This is a genomic window from Sinorhizobium sp. GQ132 (assembly GCF_059758575.1).
The window spans coordinates 278,256-290,554 of sequence record NZ_JCAXDX010000007.1 but is presented as its reverse complement, the minus strand read 5'-3'; the positions used below and the strand labels follow the sequence as shown (position 1 = coordinate 290,554).

The following is a 12,299-nucleotide window of genomic DNA, read 5'->3' as shown; positions in this document are numbered from 1 at the left end:
GGACCCGGGCGGAAAGCCGCACACACTTTCCTCATCCCGCTCCAGGCATTCAATCACGACCGTCGCGGCATCCGCCACGGGCGGCATCTATTCTTGTGTCAAGTTTTTGTCTGGTCGGAGCCACTGATATCGGCATGAAGGTCATCGGTCATATATTCGGCATCGCCTCGGCTGCGTTGCTGGCTATCTTCGGCACGGGCGCCGTTTATCTGTCGGGAATCGCGAAGGACCTGCCGGATCACCGCAAGCTTGCGGAATGGGAGCCGGCGCTCATGACGCGGTTTTACGCGTATGACGGAACGCCGATTGCCGAATACGCCAAGGAAAGGCGTCTGTATCTGCCTATCGCCGCGATCCCGCAGCGCGTGAAGGCGGCCTTTCTCGCGGCGGAAGACAAGAGCTTCTATGCCCATTCCGGAATCGATGTCGTGAGCATCGTCAAGGCCGCCTGGTCCAATGCCGTGAATCTGGGCTCCGGCCAACGGATGATCGGAGCCTCGACGATCACCCAGCAACTTGCCAAGAACTTTCTGCTTTCTTCGGATCGCACCCTTGAACGCAAGATCAAGGAGGCGGTGCTTTCGATCCGCATAGAGCACTCGCTCAGCAAAGACAGAATTCTCGAACTCTATCTGAACGACATCTACCTGGGGCTCGGGGCCTACGGCATCGCCGCCGGTGCGCTGACCTATTTCGACAAGTCCGTCAGCGAATTGACCGTTGCCGAGGCAGCGTATCTCGCTGCTCTGCCGAAGGGACCCAACAACTACAACCCGCACCGGCATCCCGAACGCGCGGTCAGCCGGCGCAACTGGGTGATCGGCCAGATGCAGCGCAACGGCTTCGTCAGCGCCGCGGAGGCAAGCAGCATGATGGCGAGACCTCTCGGCGTTAAGCCTCGGGCCGAAACCCCCTTGATGGCGGAGGCAAACTATTTCGCCGAGGAAGTGCGCCGGGAAGTCGCCGGGCAATATGGCGAGGCGGCTCTCTATAATGCCGGGCTTTCGGTGCGCACGACGCTTGACCCGACCCTTCAGGCGGCTGCGCTGAAGGCGCTTCGGGCCGGCCTCGTCGAGTACGACCAGGCGCGGGGATTTCGGGGGCCGGTCGCACATATCGATGTCTCCGACTGGACGGCCGCCTTGGCTGAACAGAAGACTTTGACGGATGTGAAGGAGTGGCGGATCGCCGTAGTGCTCTCCTGTTCCGATGCGGGTATACGCATCGGACTTCGCAGTGCAAAGCCCGGTCCCGAGCACTCGCCGTCCGGCCCCGAAACGGGCTTTATCGGCAGCAGTACCATGCGGTGGGCGCTGAAGCTTTCTGCCGGAGGCAGGATCAGGCAGGTCGACTCCATCGACAAGGTCCTCTCGCCGGGGGACGTTGTTCATGTCGAGAAGGCGGAAGACGGTTACCTCCTGCGACAAATACCCGAAGTGCAGGGCGCGATCGTGTCGATGGACCCGAATACGGGTCGCGTGCTGGCGAGCATTGGCGGTTTCTCCTTTGCACAGTCACGCTTCAATCGCGCGACGCAGGCTTTGCGCCAGCCCGGCTCGGCCTTCAAGCCCTTCGTTTACGCCGCCGCCCTGGATACCGGCTACACGCCGGCGACGCTGGTCATGGACGCACCCTTTTCGATGCCGGACGGGGCGGGCCGTCTTTGGAAGCCGAAGAACTACGACGGCAAATTCGGCGGTCCTTCCACTCTGCGCACCGGCCTTGAGAAAAGCCGCAACCTGATGACGGTGCGCCTCGCCCGGCATCTGGGCATGGACGTCGTTGCCGAATACGGCCGCGCCTTCGGCCTCTACGACAAGCTCGCCCCCTACTTGCCGATGTCGCTCGGAGCCGGCGAAACCACGCTGACGCGGCTCGTATCGGCCTATGCGGTCCTCGCCAATGGCGGACACGCCGTCAAGCCCTCGATGATCGACCGCATCCAGGATCGTCACGGTCGTACGATCTTCCGTCACGACGATCGCGGCTGCGATCGATGCAACGCCGCAAGCTGGCAGCATCAGGAAGAGCCGGTGCTTCGCGACACCCGCAAGCAGGTGCTCGACCCAATGACGGCCTACCAGGTGACATCGATGCTGCGCGGCGTGGTCGAGCGTGGAACGGCGCACCGGGTGGCGCAGCTCGGCGCAGCGGTCGCCGGCAAGACCGGGACCACGAACGACGAGAAGGATGTCTGGTTCGTCGGCTACACCCCGACGCTGGTGACCGGCGTCTTCATGGGATACGACGCACCGAAACCGATGGGCTACGGCGAAACGGGCGGCGGACTCGCGGCCCCGATCTTCATCGACTTCATGAAGGTGGCAATGCGCGGCAAACCTGGCGTGGACTTTCCCGTTCCGCAAGGCTTGACCTTCGCGAGCGTGAACCGCCGCACGGGCAGGCGGGCCGCTTCAGGAGACCCCGGTTCGGCTGTCGAGGTCTTCAAACCGGGAACCGGGCCGTGCTCGACGGAATGTCCCGTCATAGACGGGTTCGGCGCGGAGGGAGCCGAATTCCCTGCCGCGTTGCGCGAGCAGCTTCTGACAGCCCCCCAAGGCCTCTATTGAGCCATTGCCTCCTATCTCGTCGAGGGATCGAAATGAGGAAACACGCCTTCGTCCTGCGAAACAGTGCACGCGGCAGGCGGTTACGCATCGTCTGCATCATGGCAGCGTTCGCCGCCATTTTCGCCGGCACGTTCATACGACTTGTGCAACTCGGCATGCAGGAAGAGGCGGGTCGCGAAACCCGCCTCACCTATGACAGTGCCCCCGGTGGACGACCCGCGATCCTCGACAGGAACGGACAGCTGCTCGCGACCGACATTCCGACCGCGTCACTCTACGCCGAGCCGCGGTCGATTCCCGATCTGGACGAGGTGGTCGAGAAACTCACTGCGATCTTCCCGGAACTCGACGCGCGCGAACTCCATACCCGTCTACGACGCAAAGATGCGTTCACGTGGATCAAGCGGCAGATACCACCGGACAAGCAGCAGGCGGTGATCGATTCCGGATTGGCGGCGGTCGGCTTTAGGCCCGAAAATCAACGGCTCTATCCGAACGGTCCGTTGGCTGCCCATGTCCTTGGCGCCGTGGACATCGACAATTTCGGCATCGCCGGCATCGAAAAATGGATCGACGCAAATTGGCTTGCGGACCTGCGCGGCACCGGCATCGAACTTAAGGGGCGTGAGCTCCAGCCGGTCGAGCTTTCAATCGACCTGCGCGTTCAGTACGCCATGGAGCAGGAACTCGGCAAAGCCGTCACGAAATTCGCAGCTGCCGCGGGTGCCGGGCTCCTGCTCGACGTCACGAATGGCGAAATACTGGCGCTCGCCTCCTATCCGGCCTTTGACTCGAACAATCCGGTGGACGCCTTCAAGCCCGACCGGATAAACCGCGTCACCGCCGGCGTTTTCGAGATGGGATCGACGTTCAAGGCTTTGACCACGGCAATGGCGCTGGAGTCGGGCCGGTTCGATCTGCAATCCGTCGTGGATGCGAGCAGACCGTTGCGCTTTGGACGGCAGCGCATCCACGATTATCGCGGGAAATACAGGCCGCTCACCATTACGGAAGCCTTCATTCACTCCTCGAACATCGTCATGGCGAAAATGGCGATGGCGCTCGGCCCCGAAGCGTTGCGGACTTTTCTCGGACGTTTCGGCGTTTTGTCTCAGCTTGCGACCGAGCTGCCGGAGAGCGCCGCACCGCTGCGCCCCTCCTCCTGGAGCGAGGTGACCACGGCAACGGTTTCCTTCGGCCACGGGATCGCCGTCACGCCACTGCAAGCCAGCATGGCCGTCGCCGCTCTGGCGAACGGCGGAAGGCTGATCAGGCCCACCTTCATAAAGGACAGCCCCGTATCCGAACGAACCATGGCGGAGAACCTCGTGTCTGCGAACACCAGTGAGGCGATACGCCACCTCCTGCGCCTCAACACCGCCGTCGGCTCAGCAACGAAGGCCGTCGTCCCCGGCTACGTGATCGGCGGCAAGACCGGCACGGCGGAAAAGGTGGTCCAAGGCCGCTATTCCAAGGTTCTCAACGTCACATCCTTCATGGGCATCGTACCGGCGGACGATCCTCGGTACCTGCTGCTCACCTTACTGGACGAACCCCGCGGCCTGGCGGAAACCCATGGCAACCGCACCTCCGGATGGAATGCCGTGCCGCTCGGCGGCGCCCTTTTGCATCGCATCCTCCCGATGCTCCTCACGCCCGTTTTCCCATCGCCGCCAGATGCCGAAGCTGTTCCCGTGGCGATGGGAGAAACGTCTGTAGAGGATTAGTCAAGCGATTGACGCGTGAATGATTGCGGGACGGTTGTCGTTTAGATGATCCTCATTCAATTGCGGCTGCGGTTTCGTGCCCGCCCTCACCGATTGGCGCTAGGCGCATGTTACCGACGACCCCTGGATACTTCTGGCAGGGCTCGGAGCGCGCAGAGCCCGTTTCTGCCGGGCACAGGTGCTGAAGAGACTGGAAGCGTCCGCCGTTGTGCCCAACGACTTCCTGCCTGGGGCCCATGGCCTAAGTGTTCAAGCTGCGTTCATGCAAAAGGCGCTATAAAGCATTGAAAGACAAGAGGATGGTGGCCGCCTGACGCAAGCTGTCAGGCGCTCCGACTATACCCGGGACCGGAAATGCCCGAACAGCAAGTTCCGGATGTGGTGGTAGGACGCATGCCTCCAGGGAGTTGAAAACATGAAATCCACGCTTTTGAAAATTGCCGCGACCGGTATGCTTTTGCTTGCTCCGTCGATCGCTCAGGCGGCAGAAGGCCTCGCAACGGCGAACGTCAATATGCGCGCCGGCCCAAGCACAGCATATCCGGCGATTACCGTGATACCGGCTGGCGAATCCATCGAAATCTACGGCTGTCTTGCCGACGTGCCATGGTGCGACGTGGAATTCTACGACGGCCGTGGATGGGTGCACGGGCGATATATCCAGGCACTTTATCAACAGCGCCGGGTTTATGTGGGTCCTCAATATTATCGCCGCCTCGGTATTCCTGTCGTCGTCTTCAGCTTCGGCAGCTATTGGGATCGTCACTACCGCGACCGTGACTTTTATCGCGACCGCGATCGCTGGCGCCGCGGGCCGGACTTCTATCGCGGCCCGGATCGCCGTGTGGAACCCGACCGCCCGCCCAGCCGCAGACCTGATTTCGAGCCGAGGCCGGCTCAGCGTCCGGAATTTGAGCGGAGGCCCGATTCTGGTCGCAGCTCTGAAAGACGCCGGGACTTCGACGATCACCCAGATCGCCTTCCGGATGTCGAGCGCGTGCCCAACCGCAGGCCCGATGTGGATCGGCGGGGGGACTCTGACCGTGAACTGCGCAACGACCGCGATCGCAACCGGAACTTCGAACGTGGGGGCGATGATGGCAATCGCGTCATCCGCCGCGGCGACGACAACCGCAACCGGAGCGGTGGTGACGATGACCGCCGCAGGCCGCAGCGACGTGTCTGCCAACCGGGCGATCCGGGTTGCCCGAACTAACGTGGCCCGGGGCGGCAGAAATGCCGCCACCGCACATCGGCCGCAAGGGTCGGCTACACCTACAATCTGAGTGCTCGAGTTCTGAAGTGACCTCCAGCGCCCGGTCCTGGCGCGCTTCGACGCCTTCAGGCTGGCGGTGTGTGAGCAAGGCGCGGTCGCGCTCACGGATCAGTTCGGCTATTTGCGGCTCGTAGGCGGCGAAAATTGCCGTCAGCCAACGGTTCACGAGATAAGACGGCCGCGGCATCTGTACGTCGAAGCGCGGCAAAAGAGCGATCGTGCCTTCCGCGCCGAGCCAGTCATCGCCGACCACCCACTGGTTCACCGTGAAAAGCCGCAGAAGGCGCCCGTGAGCGTCGACCCCGACCGCCGCGCAGCGGAGGAAGCGCGAGCTTGGGTGCCGCCGCGGCGCAGGGCGCTCCCGCGGCGCTATACGGTCGGCAGGTCAGGCTGATAGAGGACCACCCGGTTACGGCCCGCTTGTTTCGCCAGGTAGAGTGCAGCGTCGGCCTGGTTCTGAAGCTTCTCCGGCGCGATGATCTCTTCACCTGGCGCCTGCGCCGCCACGCCAATGCTGAGAGTGACGTAAGGCGATACGCGGGATGCCGGGTTAGGAAGGGAGGCAGCTTCGACGCTCGCCCTGATTCGTTCAGCCGTAGCCAGCGCCGCTTCTTCATCTGCGCCCGGAAGCACGACGAGAAACTCCTCACCGCCATAGCGGGCAACATGATCGCGGTTTCGCCTGACGCTGCTCTGAATGATCCCGGCAACTTTGACGAGGCAGCGATCGCCCTCGGCGTGACCGAGACGATCATTCAGGTTCTTGAAATCGTCGATATCGCACATCAGCATGGCGGTGCCCGGCGGACGCTCCGCGCCTGCGCTCCAGAGACGACTGAGGGTTTCCATCATCCAGCGCCTGTTGGCGATCCCGGTCAGGGGATCGGTCTTTGCGAGCCGCTCCAGCCGGGCATTGGCGTCGGCCAGCTCCGCTACCCGCCGCATGTCGCGAAGTTCGAGAAGGAAGGTCTTCTGGGCCAGGATCGTTATCGTGCGTCGGGCAACGACTGTCGCAATAATACCGCTCGCAAAAAACAGCGTCGCAGCCACGGCGCTGCCCCTCTCCAGCATCGGATTGTGCAACTGAAAGATCAGGTAGAGGCCGAGCGCGAAAGAGGCGACCGCCACCGTCCAGGCCAAAGGAACTGCAAAAATGATGATGGCGGTGATGGCGACGAACAGCATGATGTTGAGGTGCCGCTCATGGAATTCCCCACCCGCGCTCACGCCCACCAGCGCGACCGAAAGGAGGATGAGGAACAGGCCTGCAAGCAGGGACATCCTTTGCAGCCGGACGCCGCGCGGTTTTCGCCAGACATAGGCGGTGGCCAGCGCCGCGGGCGGCACAATGCAGGCCGGCGGAAGCATCGAGAGCACGACCGCCTTCGGAAGCAGGATCGCGTTGAGACCCAGCGTCAGCACGTCCAGCAAGGTCACCCATATCATCCACGCGCGAATGATCTTGGCCGTACGCGACCACGAACGCTCCTGGAACAGGCGACCGAGCTCACCTCTTAGACGAATGTCACGCGTGCGGCCCGTGAGAAGGCGCTCGACTTCGGCCATGACAGCCGGATTGCGCGGCTGATACCGCATCTCCGGAGAGGCGCTCACGCGACCGGCACCAACTGCGCTTTCCTGAAGCTCCATCCTTGCCCATCTAGGGGACCACCTCCTGCCGGCAAGATCACTCGTGCATGAACTTCCGAGTTGCAGCGGGGCCGCGGGCTCCTGTGCTGCAAGGTCGTGAATACCACCCAGGCGCGCTCAGGCATTTCCCGCCGTCGTCTCGAAATCGATTAGCTTCTGAGTGTTCTGGCGCAGAAGGGCCGTGTCATCCCGCTGATCGGCCCGCGCTCGCTTTCCGAGCTCAACCACAGCCTCGACGCTTTCTCAATTGCGCTTTCCCCAGGTGACGTCCGGTGGCTGCGAGATGGCGACCCGGGCCAGTCGAGGGCTGCCTGAAGGTCTGCTCGCACTGAAAGCTGCCTTGTATGGGTTCAAGAGCTTGATACGCTCGTTGCCATATTCTAGCGCGTTTCACTGTTTCATTGGACCAGTGAAACGCTCTAACACTCTGGTACTACGCACTTCCGCACGGGAAACCGTTACGCACTTTCTCCTGGTAGTACTCACGTAAATCGAGCCATGCGAACGGACAGACAGCAGATTGACGAGGCACTGGCAGCGACAGAAACCATCCGCAGCATCCTTCGAGACGCGCTCCTTGCGGTTTATCTGCATGGATCGGCAGTTTCGGGTGGCTTGCGACCGCAGAGTGACGTCGACCTCCTCGCGATCGTCGACTGCCCCATGGCTGACGAACAGCGTCGCGATCTTCTGGCGGCTTTGCTGCGAATGTCCGGCCGCCATCCCCGTCCGGTCGGGGAGCCCCGCTGCATCGAACTGATGGTGTTTCTGCGGGCAGATATCGCCGCACCGGATTTTCCTGCTCGGGCTGAATTCATCTATGGCGAATGGCTGCGGGACACCTTTGAATGCGGAGGTCTCCCCCTACCTATGTCCGACCCGGAAAACACGCTTGTGCTGGCCCAGGCGCGACAAGAGGCCGTTCCACTGTTCGGCCCCGAGGCAGAGGAGCTTCTGCCCTCGCTTCCGCCGGAACAAATTCGCCGCGCAATGCGCGATGCACTCCCCTCACTGGGCGACAGTCTACAGGGGGACGAGCGGAACGTGTTACTAACCCTTGCGCGCATGTGGCGCACATCGGCCACCGGTGACTTCATCACCAAGGATGCTGCAGCCACATGGGCAGCGAGCCAGATGCCGGACGAGGAAGCTGACACGTTGATCTACGCGCGTGAGGCCTATCTGGGCAAGGTCAAGGACGACTGGCAAGATCGGCAGACTGCTTCCGAGCGGACGGCAGCATTTCTGCGCCAGCGGGTCTCGGAACTCCTATGACGTTTTGGGTCGGAATCTGCCAGGAAGCCTCTTCCGCTTAGCAGCGGCAGGAACGCACCACCGTGCTGTAACTGAATCGGCCGCGAGGATTATCTCGCGCATGGGGTGTCGGAATCGCGTTCAGCCGGTCGTTTTGAAGACGGACAAGCGATGGAGAGCAGCATGACTATTACCATTACCGCCTTTGAGCGGTCGCCCGATGGCGGCCAGGGTATGGCGCGTGACATGCGCGTTCGCTGGGCGCTCGAAGAAGTGGGCCAGCCTTACGACGTTCGCCTTCTTTCGTTCAAGGCGATGAAGGAACCCGCGCATCTCGCGCTTCATCCATTCGGGCAGATTCCGACCTATGAAGAAGGCGGTCTCGCTTTGTTCGAGTCGGGGGCGATCGTGTTCCATATCGCTGAGCGCCATGCGGGCCTGCTGCCGGACGATGCGAATGCCCGGGCGCGCGCGATCACATGGATGTTTGCCGCGCTCAACACGGTGGAGCCGCCGATCGTCGATCGCGAGGTCGCCGAGTATCTGGAAGGCGACGAGACCTGGTACGAGCGGCGTCTGCCCTTCATCGACGAACGCATCCGCAGGCGGCTGGGCGAACTTTCCGGCCGACTGGGCAATGCGGACTGGATCGACGGAGCGTTCAGCGCCGCTGACCTCCTGATGGTGACGGTGCTGCGGAGATTGGAAGGATCGAGTATACTGGAGGAATATCCGAACCTCTGCGCCTATGTGGCCCGCGGCAAAGCGCGGCCCGCATACAAGCGCGCTTTCGACGCTCAGCTGGCGGTTTTCACCGCCGCACCGACCGGCTGACAAAGGTCCGCGCCGGCCGATTGATTACAAGCGGCAATGTCCGAGCGAATCCGGGACGTCCCACTTTCCAACGGCCGATCGGGCTTGTATGTTCCCCCTCCGTTCTTAAGGCCGCGGCCGGATATCAAAGAGCTCATCGAGGGGAAGTAAATGGCGACGGCGGCGTATCTGGAGAAACTGAACGAGAGACAGCGCTGCGCCGTCGAATATGGTATCGGAGCAGGAGAAGGCGCCCAGGCGGGCCCGCTTTTGATCATCGCGGGAGCGGGCTCCGGGAAGACCAACACCCTGGCTCACCGCGTTGCTCACCTGATCGTCAACGGGGCAGATCCGCGCCGCATTCTGCTGATGACCTTCTCGCGAAGGGCCGCGGCCGAGATGTCGCGCCGCGTCGGGCGCATCTGCGCGCAGGTGCTCGGTCCCAGTTCCGCAACGACGACCGACGCTCTTTCATGGGCGGGCACCTTTCACGGTATCGGGGCACGGCTGCTGAGAATCTATGCCGAACAGATCGGGCTGAATGCGGAGTTCACCATTCACGACCGCGAAGACAGCGCCGACCTGATCAACCTCATGCGGCACGAACTCGGCTTTTCGAAGATGGAAAGCCGGTTTCCGGCCAAGGGCACCTGCCTGGCGATCTATTCGCGGGCAGTGAACGCGGAAATGCCGCTGAATGAAGTGCTCCGCACCTGGTACCCGTGGGTGTCCGGCTGGGAACAGCAGTTGAAGGAGCTGTTTGCCGGCTATGTCGAGGCCAAGCAGGCGCAGAACGTCCTCGACTACGACGACCTGCTTCTCTATTGGGCGCAGATGGTCAGCGATCCCTCCCTGGCCGATGATATCGGCAACCGTTTCGACCATGTCCTCGTCGACGAATATCAGGATACCAACAGACTCCAGTCTTCAGTGCTGCTGGCCCTGAAGCCCGGCGGGCGCGGGCTGACGGTCGTCGGCGACGACGCGCAGTCGATCTACTCGTTCCGGGCGGCAACGGTCCGCAACATTCTGGATTTTCCGAAGCAGTTCTCGCCGCCGGCTGAGATCGTCACCCTCGACCGCAACTACCGTTCGACCCAGCCGATCCTCGCGGCCGCCAACGGGGTCATCGATCTGGCGCGGGAACGCTTCACCAAGAACCTCTGGACGGATCGCGAGTCGGCTGAACGTCCGAAGCTGCTGACGGTGAGGGACGAGGCCGATCAGGCGAACTGCATCGTCGAGCAGGTGCTTGCCAATCGCGAATCCGGAATGCTCCTCAAACAGCAGGCCGTCCTCTTCCGCACCTCGAGCCACAGCGGCCCCCTCGAGGTGGAACTGACCCGCCGCAACATCCCCTTCGTAAAGTTCGGAGGTCTGAAGTTCCTCGACAGCGCTCACGTTAAGGACATGCTGGCCGTGCTGCGCTTTGCACAGAACCCGCGTGACCGCGTCGCAGGCTTCCGGCTCCTGCAGATGCTGCCGGGCGTCGGCCCGCAGACCGCAGGCAAGATCCTGGACACGATCGCAACCGGCCCCGAGCCGTTGATGGCGCTTGGTGAAGTCCCCGCTCCGCCGAGGAGCGGTTCGGACTGGCTGTCCCTGGTCGAGCTGCTGCAGGCCCTGCGCAAACCCGCATGGCCGATGGAAATCGAGATTGCGCGGATATGGTACGAACCGCATCTCGAACGAATACACGAGGATGCCGAAACGCGCCGGGCCGACCTCGTGCAACTCGAGCAGATCGCCGCCGGCTATCAGAGCCGCGAGCGCTTTCTCACCGAGCTGACGCTCGATCCGCCGGACGCGACGAGCGACCAGGCCGGCGTACCGCTGCTCGACGAGGACTATCTGATCCTGTCGACCATCCATTCGGCCAAGGGGCAGGAATGGCGCTCCGTCTTCATGCTCAACGTCGTCGACGGTTGCATTCCGTCAGATCTGGCCACAGGCACCAGCCATGAGCTGGAGGAGGAGCGGCGGCTTCTCTATGTCGGCATGACACGCGCCAAGGACAGTTTGACGCTGATGGTGCCGCAACGCTTCTTCACCGGCGGTCAGCACGCGCAGGGTGACCGCCATGTCTACGCGAGCCGCACACGCTTTATCCCCGCGACATTGCTTCAGTTCTTCGAGAGCGCAACCTGGCCCGTCGCCAGCCCCAATGCCTCCGAGCGCAGCGCAAAGCAGATCCGCATCGATGTCGCGGCCCGGATGCGCACCATGTGGCAGTAGAGTTCAGCAATGCGTTATGGTCATCGCACTGGCTGTCCTCTGGCGGCGCTTTGCAGGGGTTCCTATTAGAGAAAATAAGGAAATGCTCGACGGACCGCGCCGAATTCCCGAGATGCATTGTCCTGTACTCCCGCTATTGCCCACCGTCGGTCTCGGCAACGGCACATTGGGACGGGTCCGACAGACCGAAACTCCCAATCCGGACGATGTCCTGCTATGGTGGTTGTACCAGCGTCGCCGAGTCGAGTTGGTGCGTTTGAGGCGCCGATCATCTGCGGCGAGCACAGGGCGAGGTTGATAGGTGCCAGGGATTGTGTTGGTCTGTCTGCTTTCCGCCGCACTCATCATCGTGACAAGCGCCACTCATTTTGAAATCATGACCGGCGTAGCGATCCTGCGTCGACGCAAGGTCCTTTCAAAACGAGCTGAAATGGTCGTTTTTCTCGGGTCGGCCTTTATGGCTCACCTCTTCGGCGTCGGACTTTACGCTCTGGCCTTTGCCTGGATGCATTATCATCCCGAGTTCGGTTCACTCGAAGGACTGGCAGGCTCAGACGCCACAGACTTCTTCTATTTCTCGCTGACCTGCTACAGTACAATGGGCTTCGGCGATGTCTACGCGACAGGCGACATGCGAATTCTCGCCGGTCTGGAAGGTTTGAACGGGCTCGTTCTGATTGCCTGGTCGGCGTCGTTTACTTTCATTGCTGTGGAACGCATCTGGCGCGACGACCGGAAGTAACAGCCGAGGCCCAACCCCGGACGTCAACTAGA

8 protein-coding genes and 1 pseudogene are annotated in these 12,299 nt (G+C 62.1%); 7 read left to right on the top strand and 2 right to left on the bottom strand.

Annotated elements, in window-relative coordinates:
• Window positions 1-134: 134 nt before the first annotated feature.
• The 3 genes from AC6CIG_RS19705 (at window position 135) to AC6CIG_RS19695 (ending at window position 5,513) form a co-directional block, all read left to right on the top strand.
• Window positions 135-2,570: a penicillin-binding protein 1A gene (locus tag AC6CIG_RS19705; protein ID WP_498323591.1), complete on the top strand. Its 2,436-nt coding sequence runs from the start codon at window positions 135-137 to the stop codon at window positions 2,568-2,570.
• 32 nt (window positions 2,571-2,602) lie between these two features.
• Window positions 2,603-4,297 (top strand): peptidoglycan D,D-transpeptidase FtsI family protein, encoded by a 1,695-nt coding sequence (locus AC6CIG_RS19700; protein ID WP_498323590.1) that lies wholly within the window; start codon window positions 2,603-2,605, stop codon window positions 4,295-4,297.
• A gap of 415 nt (window positions 4,298-4,712) precedes the next feature.
• Entirely contained in the window at window positions 4,713-5,513 is an 801-nt protein-coding gene (locus AC6CIG_RS19695; RefSeq protein ID WP_498323588.1) for an SH3 domain-containing protein, read from the top strand.
• A gap of 64 nt (window positions 5,514-5,577) precedes the next feature.
• Here the strand turns inward: AC6CIG_RS19695 and AC6CIG_RS19690 are convergent.
• Window positions 5,578-5,946: pseudogene (locus AC6CIG_RS19690) on the bottom strand (DUF6969 family protein); the annotation flags it as partial.
• Window positions 5,943-7,223, bottom strand: coding sequence for a GGDEF domain-containing protein (locus AC6CIG_RS19685; protein WP_498323587.1), 1,281 nt, complete (start codon window positions 7,221-7,223; stop codon window positions 5,943-5,945). The gene AC6CIG_RS19685 and the pseudogene AC6CIG_RS19690, both read right to left, overlap by 4 nt.
• 498 nt (window positions 7,224-7,721) lie before the next feature.
• Here AC6CIG_RS19685 and AC6CIG_RS19680 point away from each other — a divergent pair, with 498 nt between their 5' ends.
• The 4 genes from AC6CIG_RS19680 (at window position 7,722) to AC6CIG_RS19665 (ending at window position 12,267) form a co-directional block, all read left to right on the top strand.
• Window positions 7,722-8,498 carry an aminoglycoside adenylyltransferase family protein gene (locus AC6CIG_RS19680; RefSeq protein WP_498323586.1) on the top strand — a complete coding sequence of 259 codons (777 nt, stop codon included), beginning with the start codon at window positions 7,722-7,724 and terminating at the stop codon, window positions 8,496-8,498.
• Between the two features lie 162 nt (window positions 8,499-8,660).
• Complete coding sequence (locus AC6CIG_RS19675) at window positions 8,661-9,311, top strand: glutathione S-transferase family protein (protein WP_498323585.1); 651 nt, start codon at window positions 8,661-8,663, stop codon at window positions 9,309-9,311.
• Between the two features lie 150 nt (window positions 9,312-9,461).
• The gene (locus tag AC6CIG_RS19670) at window positions 9,462-11,525 is read left to right on the top strand and encodes an ATP-dependent helicase (protein ID WP_498323583.1); all 2,064 of its coding nucleotides are present in this window, start codon (window positions 9,462-9,464) and stop codon (window positions 11,523-11,525) included.
• Between the two features lie 301 nt (window positions 11,526-11,826).
• Complete coding sequence (locus AC6CIG_RS19665; protein WP_498323581.1) at window positions 11,827-12,267, top strand: potassium channel family protein; 441 nt, start codon at window positions 11,827-11,829, stop codon at window positions 12,265-12,267.
• The last annotated feature ends 32 nt before the right edge of the window (window positions 12,268-12,299 follow it).